The organism is Nocardioides sp., from assembly GCF_024509035.1.
Classification (GTDB): Bacteria; Actinomycetota; Actinomycetes; order Propionibacteriales; family Nocardioidaceae; genus Nocardioides.
Map to the genome: position 1 here is coordinate 16590 of NZ_JANINT010000091.1, position 18716 is coordinate 35305.

Below are 18716 nucleotides of genomic sequence, written 5' to 3' on the forward strand. Positions count from 1 at the left end.
GCGACCTCAGGGCCGGGACTTGCCCGTGGTCTCCCGCGCGCTCGTGGCCGCGAGGGTGCCGAGGAGCGCGAGCGCCTCGGCGCTGCGTGAGCCCGGCTCGGCGTGGTAGACGATCAGCTCCTGACCGGGCGCGGAGCGGACGTCGAACGCGTTGATCCGCAGCGTCAGGTCCCCCACCTCGGGATGGTGGAACCGCTTGGACTCCAAGCGCCTCCCGCGCGCCTCGTGGGTCTTCCAGAGCTCCACGAACTCCGGGCTGCGCCGGCTCAGCTCGGCGATCACCTCGCGGATGCGGGGGTCGCTCGGCGCGCGCCCCTGGAGCAGCCGGAACCCGGCGACCGTGTAGCGGGCGACCTCGTCCCAGTCGGCGTAGAACGAGCGCGCGTCGGGATCGAGGAAGATCTTCATCATCAGGTTGGGCCCCTGCTGGAACCCGTCGAAGAGCGCGTACGCCAGGGGGTTGCCCGCCAGCACGTCGTACGCGCGCCCCAGGACGATCGCCGGGGTGTCGGGCCACATCCCCATGAGCCGGAGCAGCTCGGGGTGGACCCGTTCCGGCAGCGGGACGCGACCCTGGCTGGGCGCCAGACCTGCCACGGCGTAGAGGTGCAGGCGCGCGTCGTCGTCGAGCTGCAGCACCTCGCTGAGGGCGTCGACGACCTGGGCCGAGGGGCTGCGCTCGCGGCCCTGCTCGAGCCGGATGTAGTAGTCGACACTCATCCCGGCGAGGGTCGCGACCTCCTCGCGACGCAGGCCGGGCACGCGGCGAACGCCATAGGTCGGGATGCCGGCCGACTCGGGGGTGACCTGGGCACGCCGGGCCCGCAGGTACTCGCCCAGAGGACTCGTCGGCATGGTCTCGAGTCTAGGAGCGGGTCCAGCGCCGAAGGAGGGTGCAGCACTCCCAGGCACGCCTCACCCTTCCGGCCGACGGCGCAGGCACGCATCGTGAGGGCATGACTCGAACAGGCACGATCGTGATCCTCGGCGCCGGCCCGGGCATCGGCGCCGCGGTCGCCGACCGCTTCGCGCGCGCCGGGTACGCCGTGGGGCTGGTCGCCCGCAACGCCGATCGGCTCGAGCAGCAGGCGGCCGGGCTCAGCACCACGACCGGGGCCCGGGTCGCGCCCGCGACCGCCGACGCGACCGATCCCCCGCAGGTCCGCCGAGCGGTGGCGCACCTCGCGGCCGAGCTCGGCACACCCACGGTGCTGTGCTTCAGCCCGATCCCCGACATCGGCCTGATCAAGCCGGTGCTCGAGACCCGGCCCGAGGAGCTGATGGCCTCGCTGCAGCTCAACGTCGGCGGCGCGGCCGCTGCCGTGGAGAGCGTGCTCCCCGGCATGCTCGAGCGCGGCCGCGGGACGCTGCTGTTCACCACCGGCAGCGCCGCGCTCCACCCCGATCCGGCCCGGGCGGCCAGCGCGGTGACGACGACCGCCGCCACGGCGTACCTCTCCCTGCTGCGGCAGGCCCTCGACGGCACCGGCGTCCGCGTCGGCCACACGGTCATCGTTGGCCCGATCGACCGCGAGCGTCCCGACGCGCACCACCCCGACGACGTCGCCGCCGACCTCTGGTCCCACCACGACGGCACGGCCTCGGCGTTCCCCACGGTCCTACGCCTCGGTTGACCACACCGCCGAGTCGGCGCGTGCGGTCAGTCGTCGACCGGGCGCGTCGACCCGCGGACGATCAGGTGCGTGGGCAGCGGGGTGTCCTCGGTGAACGGCTCGGAGTCCTCGACGGCGATGAGGACCTTCTGCATGATCAGCTCACCGAGGGTGTCGAAGTTCTGGCGGACGGTGGTGAGCGGCGGGAAGAGGTAGCCCGCCTCGGGCACGTCGTCGAACCCCACGACGCTGATGTCCTCGGGGACCCGCAGGCGCCGCTCGCGCAGCGCCGAGAGCAGACCGATCGACATCTGGTCGTTGCCGACGAACACCGCGGTGCCCGGCTCGAGCTCGAGCTGCAGGCCGCGCTGGTAGCCGGTCGCCGCCGACCAGTCGCCGAACGCGGGCGGCGCGATCTCCAGGCGGTGCGCGGCCAGCTCGTCGCGCCAGCCCCGCACCCGCTCGATCGCGTCGGGGGAGTTCTGCGGTCCGGCCAGGTGCAGGATCCGGCTGTGGCCGATGTCGACCAGGTGGCGTACGGCGGCCCGCGCGCCGCGGTACTGGTCGATCGAGACGATCCGCGGGCTGCGCCGTGCGGTCGAGGCTGCGATGACGACGGGGATGCGGAGGTCGAGGTTGCGCACCAGCTCGAGCACGCCGATGTCGACCACCACGACGACCAGGGCGTCGACGCGCTGGCGCAGCATGCTGTCCACGACGGTCCGGATCGCCTTGGGGTCGTCGGGCGGGGCGCTGACGGTCTCGACCGCGTAGCGCGCTGCGCGGGCCGCGAAGTTGAAGTGCATCGCGATCGAGGTCGGCCCGTAGTCGGAGATCCCCGGCGTGACCAGGCCGATCGTGCGGGTGCGCTGGGTGACGAGCGCGCGCGCCGCCGGCGACGGGCTGTAGTGCAGCTGCGCGATCGCCTGCTCCACGCGGGCCCGGGTCGAGGGGCGCACGTTCGGCAGGTCGTTGATGACCCGCGACACCGTCTGGTGGGAGACCCCGGCCAGCCGCGCGACGTCGAAGATGGTCGCGGCCCGGCCGCGGCTGGCGCGTCCGGCCTCGCTCACGTGGGCTCTCCGGGCTGAGCGACCAGCGCGGTCAGCTCCGCCGGGGTGAGCTCGTCGCAGGAGACGGTGTCCACGATGCGCCCGCCCTGCACGATGGCGACCCTGGTGCCCACGCGCAGTACCTCTTCGAGCTCGGCGGAGATGAACATGACGGACAGGCCGTTGTCGGCGAGCTCGCTGACAAGATTCTGCACCTCGACCTTCGCGCCCACGTCGATGCCTCGGGTCGGCTCGTCGAGCACGATGAGCCGGGGGGCGAGCGCGAGCAGCCGGGCGAGCAGCACCTTCTGCTGGTTGCCGCCCGAGAGCGTGCCCGCGGGGCGGTCCGGATCACGCGGCCGGATGTCGAGCGCCTCCATCCAGCTCAGCGCCAGCTCGCGCTGCCGGGCCGGCGCGATCCGGCGTACGATCCCGCGCTCGGCCTGCACCGCGAGCGTGATGTTCTCGGCGACGCTGAGGTCGCCGATGATCCCCTCGGTACGGCGGTTCTCCGAGGAGTAGACGACCCCGAGGGAGATGGCCGATCGGGGGCCGTCGATCGCGTCGGTGCCGCCCTGGATGCGGATGATGCCGGCGTCGAGCCGGTCGATCCCGGTGATCGCCCGGGCGAGCTCGGTGCGCCCCGAGCCGAGCAGCCCGGCGACGCCGAGCACCTCGCCCTCCACGAGGTCGACGTCGGCCTCGCGGATGCCGGTGCCGACGCTGACCGAGCGCGCGCAGAGGAACGGCTCGGCGCCCTCCTCGGCCACCCGCAGGCGCGACCGGGTGCGCAGGTCCTCGACGCTGCGCCCGAGCATCGCCTGGACCAGGTCGATGCGCAGCAGCTCACGCGTGAGGTACTCCCCCACGAGCTTGCCGTCGCGCAGCACGGTCACCCGGTCGCAGACCTCGTAGACCTGGTCGAGGAAGTGCGAGATGAACACGACCGCCACCCCGCGCTCGCGCAGGTCGCGGATCACCCGGAACAGCTCGGCGCACTCGCCCTGGTCGAGGCTCGAGGTCGGCTCGTCGAGCACCAGCACGCGTACGTCGGTCGAGATCGCCCGGGCGATCGCGATCAGCTGCTGGACCGCCACCGAGTGCTGGCCGAGGAGCGACGCGGGGTCGATGTCCAGACCGAGGTCGCGCAGCACCTCCCGCGCCCGGTCGCGCATCCGCGCCCAGTCGATCACGCCCCAACGGTGCGACTCCGACCCGAGTGCGATGTTCTCGGCGACCGAGAGGTTCGGCAGCAGGTCGATCTCCTGGTAGACCGCCCGGATGCCGGCCAGCTGCGCCTCCCGCGGCGAGGAGAACCTCACCTGCCGCCCGTCGAGCTCGATCCGCCCGGCGGACAGCGGGAGCGCGCCGGTCAGCGCCTTGATCAGCGTGGACTTGCCGGCGCCGTTCTCCCCGATGAGGGAGTGGACCTCACCCGGGAACAACCGGAAGTCCACGCCGTCGAGGGCAGCGTCGGCGCCGAAGTAGACCGTGGCGCCGGTGAGCTGGACCAGCGGATCCTCCATCGGACCATTATCGAGGATGATCGCCGTCCCGGCCGCCTATCGTCGTCTCTCCGCACGGACCACGATCACCCGCTGGACGACGATGAACGAGAGCAGCATCAGCCCGACGATGATGCGCGTCCAGGACTGCTCGGCGCCCATGTAGGAGATCACCGTCTTGATCGTGCCGTAGACGAGCACGCCGATCACCGATCCCAGGATGTAGCCGGTGCCACCGGTCAGCAGCGTCCCGCCGATCACGACGGCGGCGATCACGTCGAGCTCGGTCCCGATGCCGTTGCGCGGGTAGCCGGCGCCCGAGTACGCCGTCAGGACCAGGCCCGCCAGGCCGCCGCAGAGGCCGCTGATGACGTAGACGAGCACCTTCGTGCGAGCGACCGCGAGGCCCATCAGCCGCGCCGACTGCTCGTTGCCGCCCACGGCGTAGATCGTCCGGCCGAACCGCGTGTACTGCATGACGAACGCGCCCAGCAGCGCGACGACGAGCGCCAGGATGCCGGTGGGCGTGATGTACCAGTCGCCGAACCGGTACCGCGTGGTCTGCAGCCACAGCACGGCGTCGTCCTCGACGCGGATGGACTTCAGGCTGACCACGAACGCCAGGCCGCGCCCCAGGAACAGCCCGGCCAGCGAGGCGATGAACGGCTGGACGTCGAAGTACTGCACGAGCACACCGACGAGCAGGCCGATCAGACCACCCGCCACGACGATGCCCGGCACGACCAGCACGGCCGGGTAGCCGGCGTCGAGGAGCGCGGCGCACGAGATGCCGGTGAAGGCCATCACCGAGCCGACCGAGAGGTCGATCCCGCCGGTGACGATGACCATCGTCATCCCGACGGCCAGGATGACCAGGTAGGCGTTGTCGAGCAGCAGCGCCGAGAGGGTGCGGGGCGTGACGAACTCGCCGAAGTGGATCTGCGCGCCGATCAGGAGCAGCACGAAGATCAGCAGGGCGGCGAAGGTCGGCATCATCGAGGCGTGCCGGCTCACGAAGGTGCGGGCGTGCTCGGAGACGCGCTCGCGCCGACCGATCGCCATCGTGCTCTGGCTCATGACGTGACCTCCACACCGGTGGTGACCTCGGGGGCGGGGTGGTGCCTGCGGCCGCCGGTCATGCGCCGGGCGACCTGGTAGACCCGGGGCGACTGGATCAGCACCACGAGGATCACGACGAACGCGAAGAACACCGGGCTCTCCGCCGAGGAGACTCCGAGGAACAGGATCGTCGACTGCAGGGTCTGGATGATGAGCACGCCGATGACGGTGCCGGCGATCGAGAACTTGCCGCCGGTGAGCGACGTACCTCCCAGGACGACGGCGAGGATCGCGTACAGCTCGATCAGCTCGCCGGCCGCGTTCGCGTCGGCGGCCATGATGTTCGAGCTGTAGATGACCCCGGCCACCCCGGCGAACGTTCCGCTGACGACGTAGGCGCCGAGGATGATCCCCCGGGACCGCACGCCGGTCAGGCGGCTCGCCTCGGGGTTGATGCCGACGGCCTCGGTGAGGACGCCGAGGGCGGTACGCCGCTCCATCAGGGCGATCAGCGCGATCGCCGCGACCGAGATGAACAGCGCGAACGGGAGCCCGAGCAGGTGGCCGCTGGCGACGTACTTCAGCGGCGGGCTCGTCACGGTCGTGATGAAGCCGTCGGTGATCAGCAGGGCGACCCCGCGACCGGCGAGCATCAAGACGAGCGTCGCGATGATCGGCTGGATCTCCAGGACCGCCACGAGGAAGCCGTTCCAGGCGCCCAGGACCAGGGCGACCAGGACGCTGACCACGATGGCGACGAGCACGGTGCCGACGTTGCCCGGGTCGGACGACCCGTCGATGATCGTGAGCGCCACGGCGCCGGAGACCGCCATCACCGCACCGACCGAGAGGTCGATGCCTCGGGTCGCGATCACCACGGTCATGCCGAGCGCGACCAGCATGAGGGGCGCACTGTTGCGCAGGATGTCGATCAGCGCGCCGTAGAGCTCGCCGTCGCGGACCGTGATCTGGACGAACCGCGGGCGGGCGATGGCGTTGACCAGGATCAGGGCCACCAGCGATACGACCGGCAGGAACAGCCGGTGCCGCATCCATCGGGTCACGCGACGCTCCCCTCACTCCGGGCCCCGTCCGGGCCCGCCGGGGCCGCGCCCTGCGCGGCCATGTCGTGGGTCGCCATGAAGTCGATCACGCCGTCGACGTCCACGGTGGCCGATTCCAGCACCCCGATCTTGCGGCGGTCGCGCATCACGACGACGCGCTGGGCCAGACGCAGGACCTCCTCGAGCTCGGAGGAGATGAAGATGACCGACAGACCCTGCTCGGCGAGCTCGGCGACCTTGGCCTGGATGTCGGCCTTCGCGCCGACGTCGATGCCCCGGGTCGGCTCGTCGAGGATGATCAGCTCCGGGGCGGTCGCGAGCCACCGGGCGAGCAGCACCTTCTGCTGGTTGCCGCCGGAGAGCTCGCCCGCGATCCGGTCGGGGTCGGCGGGGCGTACGCCGAGCGCCGACATGTACTCCGCCACGACGGCATCGCGCTCGGCGCGGCGCACCCGCCGCAGCCAGCCACGCCGGGCCTGGATGCCCAGGACGATGTTCTCGCCGACGGTCAGGTCGGCGATGATGCCCTCGGAGCGGCGGTTCTCCGAGGAGAACGCGATGCGGCGCTCGATCGCCCGGCGGGGATTGGTGACCTTCGTGCGCTCGCCGTTGATCTCCACGGTCCCCGTGTCGGCCCGGTCGGCGCCGTACAGCAGGCGGACCAGCTCGGTGCGCCCGGAGCCGAGGAGGCCGGCGATGCCCACGACCTCCCCGCGGTAGACGTCGATGTCGGCGGGGTCCAGGACGCCGCGGCGGCCGATGCTCTCAGCGCGGAGGACCGGGGTCACCGAGCGGTCGACGCTGCGCTCCGCGCTGGCCGAGATCGCCTCGAGGTCGTCGAGCACGCGCCCGATCATCTTGGTGACGAGGTCTCCGCGCGACAGCTCGGCGGCGGGGTACTCCCCGACCAGCCGGCCGTTGCGCAGGACGGTGATGCGATCGGAGATCTCGTAGACCTGGTCGAGGAAGTGCGTCACGAAGAGGATCGCGACCCCCCGGTCGCGCAGTCCGCGGACGACGGCGAAGAGGCGGTCGACCTCCTCCCGGTCGAGGCTGGAGGTCGGCTCGTCGAGGATCAGGACGCGCGCGTCGAGGACCATGGCCCGGCTGATGGCGACGAGCTGCTGGACCGCGATCGAGTGGCTGCCGAGCATCGACTGGGTGTCGATCGTGACACCCAGGCTCGCGAGGTGCTCGGCCGCGGCGCGGTGGGTGGCCCGCCAGTCGATGCCCCGGACGGTGCGGGACTCGTGACCGAGCATCACGTTCTCGCCGACCGAGAGGTTCGGGCAGAGGTTGATCTCCTGGTAGACCGTCGAGATCCCGGCGCTCTGCGCGTCGGCCGCGGAGCCGAAGACCCGATGCTCGCCTGCGACGACGATGGTGCCCTCGTCGATGGCGTAGACGCCGGTCAACGCCTTGATGAGGGTCGACTTGCCGGCGCCGTTCTCGCCGAGGAGCGCGTGGACCTCGCCGGGGCGCAGCCGGAGGTCGACGCCGTCGAGCGCGAGCACGCCGGGGAAGCGGATGGTGATCGCGCTCATCTCGACGACGAACCGCTGGTCATCGCCGGTGGACGTGTGCATGGAGGACCCCTGTCTCCGGAGCAGGGGCTCCGCCGGGACTGGACCGGCGGAGCCCCCCTCCGGGCTGCATGGACGGTCGGTCGGCTCGGCTCAGTAGGGGCGCGAGTCCAAGACCTTGGCGGCCTGGTCCTGGGTGAAGGACTGGTCGACCGCGAAGGTCTGCTTGTCCACGGACTCGTCGTTCAGGACGGACTTGACGAGTTCGGCAGCCTGGTCCCCGAGCAGCGGGTTGCACTCGACGATGAAGTTGATCTTGCCGTCGACCAGAGCCTGCATGCCGTCGTGCACCGCGTCGATCGACACGATCTTGATGTCCTCACCGGGGGTGCCGCCGGCGGCCTCGATCGCCTCGATGGCGCCCAGCGCCATGTCGTCGTTGTGGGCGAACACCAGATCGATCCCGTCGACGCCGTACTTCTGGAGGAAGCCCTCCATGACCTTCTTGCCACCGTCGCGGGTGAACTCGCCGGTCTGGGAGTCGATCTTCTCGATCTTGGTGCCCTCGATCGCGGAGTCGAAGCCCGTGGCGCGATCGTTGGCCGGGGCCGAGCCGGTCGTGCCCTCGAGGACGACGAGCTTGGTGGCGGTGTCGCCGAACGTGTCGGCCGCCCACTGCCCTGCGGTCTCGCCCTCCTTGGTGAAGTCGTCGCCGACCCAGGCCGCGTAGAGGTCGTCGGAGGACGACACGGTGCGGTCCTCCAGGATGACCGGGATGTCGGCCTCCTTGGCCTCGTTGAGCACGTCGTCCCAGCCGTCCTCGACGATGGGGGCGATCACGATCGCGTCGACGCCCTGGTTGATGAAGCTGCGGACAGCGGCGATCTGCGCCGCCGGGTCGTTGTCCGCCGCGTTGAAGACCAGGTCGAAGCCGTTCTCCTTGGAGAACGCCTCCTTCATGGACTCCGTGTTGGCGCTGCGCCACCCGGACTCCGAGCCGGTCTGGGCGAAGCCCACCTTGATCACGCCGCCGCTGTCGCTCGAGCCGTCGCCCGAGTCCGAGCTGCCGCCGCATCCGGTCGCGACGAGTGCCAGAGAACCCAGCATCGCTACGCCGGTCAGGACCTTCTTCAACACTTCCGAACCTCCTCGCTGGACCGGCGCGGTGGCTGCCGGCTGAGTTGGATGACGCGAGTCCCGGGACGTGCCACTTCTCGGGATGTTAACCCTCACAATTGGGGGTGGCGCCAGACGTTAGCGGTAACATTTCGGTAACACAAGCGTCACCGTGCGCGGCGCTGATCGGCCTGGACCAGGCTGCGGAGGTGAACGTCCGTTAACGATCACAATCGGCCGACGGGGCCGAGTGACGCACCGGGAGCCGCGGCGGCGCCGAGCGAGCTGCAGCCGGGACCGCGCCGATGGGCATCCACTGTGCCGGTGTGACGCAGGTCACCGCAATGCCCTTCGGGCGGGCGACTGGATGACGCCGGGCGTCGGGTGGGTGGGCTGCACCCAGGAGGAGCGGGTCCTGCCACGGGCCGGTCATCGGCGCGAGCGTGGGCGGCGTACCCATCCCGCACGGCGCGGCCACCCGGGCCGCGCCCCGACCAGGAGCGCCATCCCCATGCCGACCACCCTCCCCCGCCCCTACGACCTGACCGGCACCACGGCCGTCGTGACCGGCGCCGCGCGCGGCATCGGGCTGGCGACCGCCTCGCTGCTGCGCGAGCGCGGCGCGCGCCTCGTCCTCAGCGACGTCTCCGAGACGGTCCGCGAGCAGGCTGGCGACGATGTCGCCGTCCTCGTGGGCGACGCGGCCGACGAGGACGTCGCCCGCGCCACCGTCCAGCTCGCCGTCGACCGCTTCGGCGGCGTCGACGTCCTGGTCAACAACGCCGGCCGGACCCTCAACAAGCTGATCACCGAGACGAGCGTCGAGGAGTTCGACGCGATCCTGGCCACCAACGCCCGTGGCAACTTCCTCCACGCCCGCGAGGCGTTCCGCGTCATGCAGGAGACCGGCGGCGGCTCGATCGTCTCGGTCGCCTCGGTCTCCTCGGTGGTGGCGTTCGAGACCCAGACGGCGTACGCCGCCTCCAAGGGCGCGCTCGCCCAGATGACGCGCGTGCTCGCGATCGAGGGTGGGCCCCACGGCATCCGCAGCAACGCCGTGCTGCCGGGCGTGATCGACACCGACATCATGGAGGGAGTCGCGGAGAACGGCCGCGAGATGCTCGCGGGGTTCGGCTCCGCCCACCCGATCGGCCGCATCGGCCGGCCCGAGGAGGTCGCGGAGGCCATCGCGTTCCTGGCCGCGCCTGCGTCCTCGTTCGTCACCGGCGCCCTGCTCGCGGTCGACGGCGGCTGGACCGCCCAGTAGGCGTCCAGGATCCCGGCGGGCGGATGTCTCGCCCGGCGATCCGGCCCGCTCCTGCCGATCTGTTGTTCACCTTCGTGTGGTCTCATCGTCACGTGGCAGCCACTCACGTGTCGGGGCGTCACGCCCGACTCGATGTCTCCATCGACGGTGTCCGGATCACCCGCACCGCCTCAGACGCCGCACGCCGGCACGTCGAGCGCGTCTACGAGCTCGAGTGGGACCGGATCGCCGGTGCGACGCTCGAGACCTCGCGCAAGGGCCGCACGATCGTCCGGGTCGCGGTCGCCGACGCCCCCGCGGTCGCGAAGCACCGCGACGACCCCTACGCGATCAAGGTCCTCCGCGCGGAGGCCGGCTCCGCGCCCGCCGTCGTCGACCTCATCGAGCACGAGGTCCAGGTGCGCCGGCGGTGGCGGGAGCAGGCTCCCGCCACGGCGACGAGCTGAGCCGAGCCGGGTCAGCCGACGGTCGTCGTCGACCGGCCGTCGGTCCGGGCGGCAGCGGCACGCTTGCGGCGACCGAGGACCATGAGGGCCAGACCTGCCAGCACGAACGGGATCCCGACCGCGAGGCCCACGACCGGCACGATGTCCTCGAGCAGCCGGAGCGTCGCTCGAGCATCGTTGGCGTCGTCGACGTTGGTCGTGACCTGGTCGTCGGTGAAGGCGAGGTCGAGCTCGAGCAGCGGCGTGCCGTCGTCGGCGACCCGCTCCTGGTGGACGACCTGCTTGATGATCGAGCCCGTGCGCGGCTCGATGTAGAAGGTGTACGTCGCGTCGTAGGTGCCGGTGATGTCCGCGACGAGCTCCACGCCGGTCGCGTGGGCGACGTACTCGTACTTGTAGACGGTGAGGCCCTCGATCTTCTCCTCGTCGACGTACTTCGCGTCCACGGTCCCCGCGACGATGTCGTCCCACACCGGGTAGGTCTTCTTCTCGGCATTGAACGGCCACTTGTTCTGCAGGCCCGCGAGCTGAGGAGCGGTCTCGGGCAGGTAGTCGCCGTTGTCGACGGTCATCGCGGTGTGACGGTCGGCGACGAACTGCTGGGTCTCGGCGCTGATCAGCCGACCCTCGGGGTCGTCCTTGTCGACGCAGGAGTCGATGCCGCCCTCGTCGTGCACCAGGCACAGCGAGGTGTTGAACACGACGTTGTCGTCGTCGGAGGCCTCGGAGTCGACCGCATTGCCGCTCCAGGCCAGGACCGGGCCCTCCTCGAGGGCGTCGCCACCGGAGAAGACCCCGGCGGTGCCGGACAGCGCGGTGGTGTTGTCGGTGTCGAGGGGCGTGCGCTCGACCTGGCCCGGCACCCAGGTGAGGGCGACGATCGCCACGACGACGAAGAACGAGCCGAGCGTGACGAGAAGAACTGGCAGCACCTTGCGCATGGCGCCTCCTCTGCGGAGTACGTCAGGCCGGGCATTGGCTCCCGCCCGGGTCGAGCGGCTTCGACCAGCCAGAACCGTACTGCACCCCGCTCATGTCCGTGGCCGACGAGGTGTAGATCACACTACGCCTCCCGGCTGCGCTCGGCAGCCTCTCTCCATGGGTCGCTCATCCGGCGTCCACGATCCACCGCAGCACGGCTCGGGAGAAGGCGAGGGGGCGCCCGTCGTCGTCGTTGAGCAGCTCGTAGCCGTGGCCGTGCGCGACGAGGTGGAGCCGGCTCCCACCCGGCGCGTTCCGGACGACGGCGCGCGCGGCGGCCACCTCCTCCGGCCCCTCGTCTCCGGCCATCGCCACGAGGACCGGCACCCGGACGGCTCGGCCGCGCCGGACCACCTCGGCGCCCGGCCAGTCCGACGGCCCGGAGAGGTCGACCACCGCGTCGATCCCCGCCAGGGTCGAGGCGCCCATCAGCGCCACGCTGCCACCCATCGAAGCACCCATGAGCACCACGCGACGGGCGCCCATCCGGGTGCGTGCGTGGTCGACGGCGACGCGCACCAGGTCCGTCTGGTCCTCGGCCTCGAAGCGGCCTGACTCGACCTTCACGCAGTCCGACGCCCCGTAGCGGCACAGGTCGACGGCCAAGAACCTCACCGCTGCGTCCGGTCGGGCCCCCAGGAACGGGAGCCACCCGCACCAGCCGTCGCCGTTCGTCTGGTGGAGCAGGACCACCACCGTGGGTCCGCGACCGACGCTGATGGCCGAGCTCCTGCCGACCGCCGGGTCCTCGAGCCGGACGTGCTCGTAGCGCAGGTCGGACACCGCCGGCGGCTGCGGTCCGCAGCGCGCGAGCCGACCGCGAGGCAGCACCCACGGCTGCTCCGTCGGCCGGACGGAGGCGACGGTCGGGGTCGGCCGAGGCCGAGCGGCGTCGGTCTCGGAGTCCTCCGAGCAGGCCGCCGGCAGACCCAGCGACAGCACCGCAGCCAGAGCCACCAGTGGTCGCGCGAGGATGAGCATCCCCGGATGTTAGTTCGACCTCGTACTATCTGACAATGACCATGTGCGCCCGCAGCATCCGCGCGAGAGGATGACGAGGTGGCGAAGGAGCAGGCGCGGCAGGTCGGCGGGCCGGACGGGAACGTCGTGCTGGACCTCTTCGTGCTCCACCAGCGCGTGGGCGACCTCATGGAGGTGGCACTCGACGGCACCGGCATCCGACCCGCGGAGTACGCCGTCTACAGCCAGCTCGCCGCCGCCGCGCTGACCCCCCGGGAGCTCAGCGCGCGCCTCGGCGTCACGCCGTCGACGCTGACCGGACTCCTCGAGGCGCTCGCGCGTCGCGAGCACATCGTCCGCGAGCGCGACCCCGCGGACGGCCGCTCCTACCGGGTACGCCTGACCGACGCCGGGCGTGACCAGCACCGCAACGCGCTCGGCGGGTTCCGCCGGATGCTCGGCCGCTACGAGTCCCGGCTGCCGGTCGAGCCGAGCGTGGTCCGCGAGCTGCTCACCACCCTCGACCAGACCGCGGCGCGAGTGGTCGACGAGCTCTCCTCGGACTCCGGCTACCGGCCCTGACCCGCCACACCGTTCAGCCGGGCGGCAGCTCGGACCGAGACGCCGGACCCGTGGGGACGAGACGACCCGCGTGGTCCGGCGTCAGCGCGTTCTCGGCTACCAGGCGATCGGTCCGTGTGCGCCGACGAAGGTCCCCGACGCAGCGTTCTCCGGAAGCGTGGCGGCCGCCAGGACGACCTGGGCCGCCTGCGACGCCGTGAGGGGCGCCTGTTCCTTGTTCATCGGCGTGAGCTCGGTCTGCACGAATCCCGGGCAGACGGCGGTGACCTTGATGCCGGCCGGGGCGAGGGTCTTCGCCAGTCCGATCGTGATGCTGTTCAAGGCTGCCTTGGAGCTCTGGTAGCCCGGCACCACCATCGGGTAGTAGGGCGAGTCGGGGTTGTTCTGGTCGCTGAGCGAGCCCATGGTCGTCGAGACGTTCACGATCCGGGCCCCGGCGCTTCGCCGCAGGAGCGGGAGGAAGGCCTCGGTCACCGCGACGGCGCCGAACACGTTGACCTCGAAGGTCGCTCGGACCAGCTCCGGGTTGGCGAAGTGGTGCTCGGTCGCGTCGGTGGCCTCCGGCAGGACGCCGGCGTTGTTGACCAGGACGTCGAGCCGTCCCTGGTCGCGGGCGACCCGTTCCGCGGCGGCGGCGATGCTGTCCGAGGACGTCACGTCGAGCGCGAGGGGTCGTACGTCGAGCCCCTCCTGCCGCAGCGACGCGGCAGCCGCCTCGGCGTCGGCGAGGTTGCGGCCGGTGAGCAGGACGCAGGCTCCGGTCTGGGCGAGGGCGCGAGAGGTGGCGAGACCGATGCCGCGGGTGGCGCCGGTGACGAGTGCGATGGTCATGGGTCTCCGATCGAGGACGAGAACCCGGGTCGAGCCGACCTGGGGGAACGCGGCGCGCTCCATCCAGCAGACGTGCGGGCCGATCCGGACGTGAGGTCCTCGGGCGGATTCGCGATCGCGTGCGCCGACCCCCGATCAGGCGGCTCCCTCGAGGACGAGCAGCGTTCGCTTCGCGTCGGGCCCTCCGACGTACTCGCCGAGCGCCCCGTCGGAGCGGATGACGCGGTGGCAGGGCACGACCACCGGCAGTGGGTTCCTGGCGCACGCCGATCCCACGGCGCGGACCGCTCGTGGTCTGCCGGCCGCGACGGCCACCTGGGCGTAGCTCCCGGTGTGTCCGTAGGCGATCTCGCGCAGGTGCTGCAGGACGTCGCGGCGGAACCCGGAGGCCAGGCGGTAGTCGAGGGCGAGGTCGAACGACGTGCGCCTGCCGGTGAAGTACTCCTCGAGCTGGCGCGCGACGGGGTCGAGGCGCCGGGGCGCGCGCAGCACGCGGGGGCTGATCCGGTCAGCAAGCGCCTGCAGCACGGCGTCGTGGCCCTCCCGGGCGTAGGCGACACGGACCAGGCCGTCCCCGGTCGAGGCGACGAGGAGGCGCCCGACGGGCGTGTCGAGAGTCCGGTAGGCCACGTCGAGGACGTCCGCGAGGTCGGACGCCTCGGCGAGCCGGTCACGCAGGCGGGCGAGGGCCGGCGGGTCGTCGCTCGGCAGCGACGACAGGACCTCGTCCGGGGTGTGCTCGCTCATCGGTGTGCTCGTTCCTGCTGGTAGGTGCGGCGCAGGGCCTTGATGCCGTCGGCGGACGCGCGCCGGGCTGCCGCCTCGGTGCCCCCGAGGACGTGGGCGACCTCGCGGTGCGAGAGGCCGCCGAGATGGTGGTAGGCGACCGCGTGCCGTTGCTTGTCCGGCAGCTGCCGGAGCGCCTCGTAGAGCGCATCGTGCTCGCCGGGCTCGGGAGCCGGTTCGGCGGCGGGCTCCGGGAGGACGTCGACGGGGACCGGACGGCGTCGCGCCGCCCGGTGGAAGTCGATGATCTTGTGGTGGGCGATCGTGACCAGCCATGCCTCGACGTTCGCGTCGTCGGGAAGGCCGGGATAGGCACGCATGGCGGACACGAACGTCTCGGTCCAGACGTCGTCGGCGTCCGACTGGCCCAGCGCGGCACGGCAGACCCGGAGCACGGTACCCCCGTGCTCCGCGACGACGTCGTCGAATGGCTTCACCTTCGAAAGACGCTCCACAGCGGTCGGTTGTGAGGTCTGCCCACCGAATCCTTGCCCGAGCAGCCGTCCTGCGCATCCTCGGGACCCGACCAGCTCCGACATCGGTGCCCCGCCTTCGCGCTGGACCCGTGCGCGGTGAGGCGAAAGCACCAGTCCAGGGTGCGGGGGCGGCAGCGATCCGGGAGAACCTGACGGCTGAGGCTCCCACCTCGGATGACACGAGCCCCTGGTGCGCATCGCTGCGGGCCAGGGGCTCGTGGTGGAGCCGCCTGTCGGAATCGAACCGACGACCTATTCATTACGAGTGAATCGCTCTACCGACTGAGCTAAGGCGGCGTGCCGCCCGGCGTCTGGAGGTCCAGGGTCCGGGCAACCCGGAGAAGTATACGGACGGCGGGCGCGGTGCACGAAAACGGCACCGGTCCCACGGGCGGGTGTCGCGGCGTCGCACCGGGGTTACCGTCGGAGCATGACCGCCGAGCAGCCCGCCGCAGCCGTCGTCCGCGCGTTCCTCGAGCACCTCGCGCGTGCCGAGACCGAGGCCGCGCTCGCGCTGCTGGACCCCGAGGTCGAGTGGCGCAACACCGGGATGCCCACGTTCCGCGGGGAGCGGGTGCACCAGATGATCGCCGACATGGAGAAGCGCGGCGTCGGCTTCGACGTCCGCTGGCGCCACCTCGCGGCGGACGGAGACACCGTGCTGACCGACCGCACCGACGTCCTCGCCTACGGCGGTTGGGAGACGTCCTTCGGCGTGCGCGGCACGTTCGTGGTGCGTGACGGTCGGATCACGCTCTGGGACGACGCGTTCAGCTGGCTCGAGCTCCTGGCGTCCGGCGTCGTCGGGCTGGGCCGGGTGCTCACCTCCCGATAGCTCCCCGCGCGGCGCGGGACGGCCCTACGCTGCGACTCGTGTGCGACACCTTCGTCTTCCGCACCGAGACCGGGACGGTGCTCGCGAAGAACTCCGACCGCGACCCCAACGAGGCCCAGCTCTGGGAGTGGACGAGCGCCGCCGACCACGCCGAGGGTGCTCGCACCCGCACGACGTACGTCGACCTCCCCCAGGTCGGGCACACCCACGCGACCGTGGTCTCCCGCCCGTGGTGGATGTGGGGCGCCGAGATGGGCGCCAACGAGCACGGCGTGGCGATCGGCAACGAGGCGGTGTTCACCACGGAGCCGACCGGTCTCGAACCGGGCCTGCTCGGCATGGACCTGCTGCGCCTCGCGCTCGAGCGGTCGGACTCCGCGCGGGCCGCGGTGGAGGTGATCGTGTCCCTCCTCGAGGAGCACGGCCAGAGCGGGCCGTGCAGCGTCGAGCACCGGCGTTTCACGTACCACAACAGCTTCCTGGTCGCCGACCGCGACGGCGCGATCGTGCTCGAGACGGCTGGCCGGCGGTGGGCCGCCGAGGAGGTCACCGGCGCGGCTCGCAGCATCAGCAACGGGCTCACGATCCCCGGTTTCGCGGAGCGGTACGCCGACCGGCTGCGCGGCCGGGTCGCGCGTTGCGCCTCGCGGCGGGCGTTGACCCAACGCCGCGCGGGCGGGGCCGGAGGCGTCCTCGACGCCGTGTCGATCCTGCGTGACAACGGGACCGGGAGCGGCCCCCGGTGGTCCCCGGTCAACGGCTCCATGGTCGGCCCGAACATGCACGCGGGCGGCCTGGTCGCCTCGAGCCAGACGGTGTCGTCGTGGGTGAGCGACCTGGGGACGGGCATCCACTGGGCGACCGGCACCGCCGACCCGGCGCTGTCGCTGTTCGTGCCGCTGCGCGTGGACGAGCCGTTGACGGAGGCGGCGTACCCCACCGAGGGCGTCAGCAACCGGCGCGACGAGCACTCGCTGTGGTGGCGCCACGAGCGATGGCACCGCGACGCGCTGCGCGACTGGGTCGGGGCCGAGTCGCGGATCGCGTCGGCACGCGACGAGGTCCAGAGCCGCTGGGTCGCACGGCCGCCGACGACCGCTGACGCCCTCGCCGAGGCGGAGGGGCTGCGCGAGGAGTGGGCGGCGACGGCCGCCGGGACCCCGGGTGACACCAGGCCCGCCTGGGCGCGCCGGCGCTGGAGGGACTTCGAGAGGAAGGCGGTCGGCAGATGACCGATGTCGTGGTGGTCGGAGCGGGGCTGTCCGGGCTGGCCGCGGCCAGGCGGCTGCAGACGGTCGGCAGGTCGGTGGTCGTGCTCGAGGCCCGCGACCGCGTCGGCGGCCGCACGGAGGCCGGCGCGCTCAGCGACGGCCAGTGGATCGAGCTGGGCGGCCAGTGGGTCGGCCCGACCCAGGACCGCATGTACGAGCTGATCGCCGAGCTCGGGCTCGAGACGGTCCCGACGTACAACGACGGCGACATCGTGTTCTCGCTGTGCGGCCGCACCGGCCGCCTCGCCGGCAAGAAGGGCGCGATCCCCCGGCTGAACCCGTTCGCGATCGCCGACCTCGCCCAGGGGACGCTCCGCTTCGCTCGGCTCGCCCGACAGGTCGACCTCGAGCAGCCGTGGTCGAGCGATCGGGCCGCCGCCCTGGACGGCCAGACGTTCCGCACCTGGGTGCAGCGCAACCTGCGCACCCCTCAGGGGCGGGCGTACTTCGAGCTCTACTGCGAGGCGGTGTTCTCCGCCGACCTCTCGGACCTCTCGCTGCTGCACGCGCTGTTCTACACCCGGTCCGGCACCGACATGGACACGCTGATGGCGGTCGACCGCGGCGCGCAGCAGGACCGGATCGCGGGCGGGTCGTGGCGGATCAGCGAGCGGCTCGCGGCCGACCTGGACGTCCGCCTCGGTCAGCCGGTGCGCTCGGTGTCGCACCGCGAGGACGGCGTGCGCCTCACGACCCGCGACGGCACGACGTACGACGCCCAGCGCGCGATCATCACCGTCCCACCCGCCCTGGCGGGACGGCTGGAGTACGACCCGCCGCTTCCCGGCTGGCGTGACCAGCTGACCCAGAAGGTGCCCGCGGGCAGCGTGTTCAAGGTCTACGCCGTCTACCCCACCCCGTTCTGGCGCGAGGAGGGGCTCAACGGGCAGGCGGGGTCGGACGTCGGGCCGGTCAAGGTCACCTTCGACAACACCCCTCCCGGTTACGACCGGGGCATCCTGATGGGCTTCATCGAGGCGGCCGACGGCCGGGAGTGGGCGCGTCGGCCGCCCGAGGAGCGGCAGGCGGCGGTCGTCGACTGCTTCGTTCGCTACTTCGGCCCGCAGGCGGCCACGCCGTTGGAGTACGTCGAGCGGGACTGGATGGCCGAGGAGTTCACCCGGGGCTGCTACGGCGCTCACTTCGCACCCGGTGTGTGGACCGGGTTCGGGCACGCGCTGCGGGAGCCGATCGGCCGCCTGCACTGGGCGGGCGCCGAGTGCGCGTCGGTGTGGAACGGCTACATGGAGGGCGCCGTCCGGTCCGGGGAGGCGACGGCCGGCGAGGTGCACGCGCTGCTGGGAAATCGACCTGCCGGAGGGACGCGGTCTCGGTAGCCTCGGCACCGA

19 protein-coding genes and 1 tRNA gene are annotated in these 18716 nt (G+C 71.8%); 7 read left to right on the forward strand and 13 right to left on the reverse strand.

Annotated elements, in window-relative coordinates:
• Positions 1-6: 6 nt before the first annotated feature.
• Positions 7-855, reverse strand: coding sequence for a helix-turn-helix transcriptional regulator (locus Q0L15_RS07475; RefSeq protein ID WP_296603340.1), 849 nt, complete (start codon positions 853-855; stop codon positions 7-9).
• 101 nt (positions 856-956) lie between these two features.
• On the opposite strand from Q0L15_RS07475, the gene Q0L15_RS07480 reads away from it, so the two are divergent.
• Positions 957-1634, forward strand: coding sequence for an SDR family NAD(P)-dependent oxidoreductase (locus Q0L15_RS07480; protein ID WP_296603341.1), 678 nt, complete (start codon positions 957-959; stop codon positions 1632-1634).
• A 26-nt stretch (positions 1635-1660) separates the two neighbouring features.
• Here Q0L15_RS07480 and Q0L15_RS07485 read toward each other — a convergent pair whose 3' ends face one another.
• From Q0L15_RS07485 to Q0L15_RS07510, 6 genes are all read right to left on the reverse strand, one after another.
• Complete coding sequence (locus tag Q0L15_RS07485; protein WP_296603342.1) at positions 1661-2686, reverse strand: LacI family DNA-binding transcriptional regulator; 1026 nt, start codon at positions 2684-2686, stop codon at positions 1661-1663.
• Entirely contained in the window at positions 2683-4191 is a 1509-nt protein-coding gene (locus tag Q0L15_RS07490) for a sugar ABC transporter ATP-binding protein (protein WP_296603344.1), read from the reverse strand. Before Q0L15_RS07490 ends, Q0L15_RS07485 begins: the two co-directional genes overlap by 4 nt.
• A gap of 36 nt (positions 4192-4227) precedes the next feature.
• A complete protein-coding gene (locus Q0L15_RS07495) occupies positions 4228-5247 on the reverse strand; it encodes a sugar ABC transporter permease YjfF (RefSeq protein ID WP_296603345.1) in 1020 nt (339 codons plus the stop codon).
• On the reverse strand, positions 5244-6293 hold the full coding sequence (locus Q0L15_RS07500; RefSeq protein WP_296603346.1) for an ABC transporter permease: 1050 nt from the start codon (positions 6291-6293) through the stop codon (positions 5244-5246). Before Q0L15_RS07500 ends, Q0L15_RS07495 begins: the two co-directional genes overlap by 4 nt.
• Positions 6290-7879: a sugar ABC transporter ATP-binding protein gene (locus Q0L15_RS07505; protein WP_296603348.1), complete on the reverse strand. Its 1590-nt coding sequence runs from the start codon at positions 7877-7879 to the stop codon at positions 6290-6292. Before Q0L15_RS07505 ends, Q0L15_RS07500 begins: the two co-directional genes overlap by 4 nt.
• 90 nt (positions 7880-7969) lie before the next feature.
• Entirely contained in the window at positions 7970-8953 is a 984-nt protein-coding gene (locus Q0L15_RS07510; RefSeq protein WP_296603349.1) for an ABC transporter substrate-binding protein, read from the reverse strand.
• A gap of 490 nt (positions 8954-9443) precedes the next feature.
• On the opposite strand from Q0L15_RS07510, the gene Q0L15_RS07515 reads away from it, so the two are divergent.
• A complete protein-coding gene (locus Q0L15_RS07515) occupies positions 9444-10199 on the forward strand; it encodes an SDR family NAD(P)-dependent oxidoreductase (RefSeq protein ID WP_296603351.1) in 756 nt (251 codons plus the stop codon).
• Positions 10200-10291: 92 nt separating this feature from the next.
• The gene (locus tag Q0L15_RS07520) at positions 10292-10645 is read left to right on the forward strand and encodes a hypothetical protein (protein ID WP_296603352.1); all 354 of its coding nucleotides are present in this window, start codon (positions 10292-10294) and stop codon (positions 10643-10645) included.
• A gap of 11 nt (positions 10646-10656) precedes the next feature.
• Here Q0L15_RS07520 and Q0L15_RS07525 read toward each other — a convergent pair whose 3' ends face one another.
• A complete protein-coding gene (locus Q0L15_RS07525) occupies positions 10657-11586 on the reverse strand; it encodes a DUF3068 domain-containing protein (protein WP_296603353.1) in 930 nt (309 codons plus the stop codon).
• Positions 11587-11752: 166 nt separating this feature from the next.
• Positions 11753-12607, reverse strand: a complete 855-nt coding sequence (locus tag Q0L15_RS07530; protein WP_296603354.1) for a hypothetical protein — start codon at positions 12605-12607, stop codon at positions 11753-11755.
• 78 nt (positions 12608-12685) lie between these two features.
• Here Q0L15_RS07530 and Q0L15_RS07535 point away from each other — a divergent pair, with 78 nt between their 5' ends.
• Positions 12686-13168, forward strand: a complete 483-nt coding sequence (locus Q0L15_RS07535) for a MarR family transcriptional regulator (RefSeq protein WP_296603355.1) — start codon at positions 12686-12688, stop codon at positions 13166-13168.
• A gap of 96 nt (positions 13169-13264) precedes the next feature.
• Here Q0L15_RS07535 and Q0L15_RS07540 read toward each other — a convergent pair whose 3' ends face one another.
• The 4 genes from Q0L15_RS07540 to Q0L15_RS07555 all read right to left on the reverse strand — a co-directional run bounded on the left by Q0L15_RS07540 (position 13265) and on the right by Q0L15_RS07555 (position 15558).
• A complete protein-coding gene (locus Q0L15_RS07540) occupies positions 13265-13999 on the reverse strand; it encodes an SDR family NAD(P)-dependent oxidoreductase (protein ID WP_296603356.1) in 735 nt (244 codons plus the stop codon).
• Positions 14000-14134: 135 nt separating this feature from the next.
• Complete coding sequence (locus tag Q0L15_RS07545) at positions 14135-14746, reverse strand: methylated-DNA--[protein]-cysteine S-methyltransferase (protein ID WP_296603357.1); 612 nt, start codon at positions 14744-14746, stop codon at positions 14135-14137.
• A complete protein-coding gene (locus tag Q0L15_RS07550) occupies positions 14743-15222 on the reverse strand; it encodes a sigma-70 family RNA polymerase sigma factor (protein WP_296603358.1) in 480 nt (159 codons plus the stop codon). Before Q0L15_RS07550 ends, Q0L15_RS07545 begins: the two co-directional genes overlap by 4 nt.
• 260 nt (positions 15223-15482) lie before the next feature.
• A tRNA-Thr gene (locus Q0L15_RS07555) sits at positions 15483-15558 on the reverse strand.
• A 133-nt stretch (positions 15559-15691) separates the two neighbouring features.
• Between Q0L15_RS07555 and Q0L15_RS07560 the strand changes: the two genes are divergently transcribed.
• From Q0L15_RS07560 to Q0L15_RS07570, 3 genes are read left to right on the forward strand one after another with little or no spacing between them, the layout of a single operon-like run.
• A complete protein-coding gene (locus Q0L15_RS07560; RefSeq protein WP_296603359.1) occupies positions 15692-16096 on the forward strand; it encodes a limonene-1,2-epoxide hydrolase family protein in 405 nt (134 codons plus the stop codon).
• A 38-nt stretch (positions 16097-16134) separates the two neighbouring features.
• Complete coding sequence (locus tag Q0L15_RS07565; protein WP_296603361.1) at positions 16135-17328, forward strand: C69 family dipeptidase; 1194 nt, start codon at positions 16135-16137, stop codon at positions 17326-17328.
• Positions 17325-18704 carry a flavin monoamine oxidase family protein gene (locus tag Q0L15_RS07570; protein ID WP_296603362.1) on the forward strand — a complete coding sequence of 460 codons (1380 nt, stop codon included), beginning with the start codon at positions 17325-17327 and terminating at the stop codon, positions 18702-18704. The genes Q0L15_RS07565 and Q0L15_RS07570 overlap by 4 nt, the downstream gene beginning before the upstream one ends.
• Positions 18705-18716: the final 12 nt, after the last annotated feature.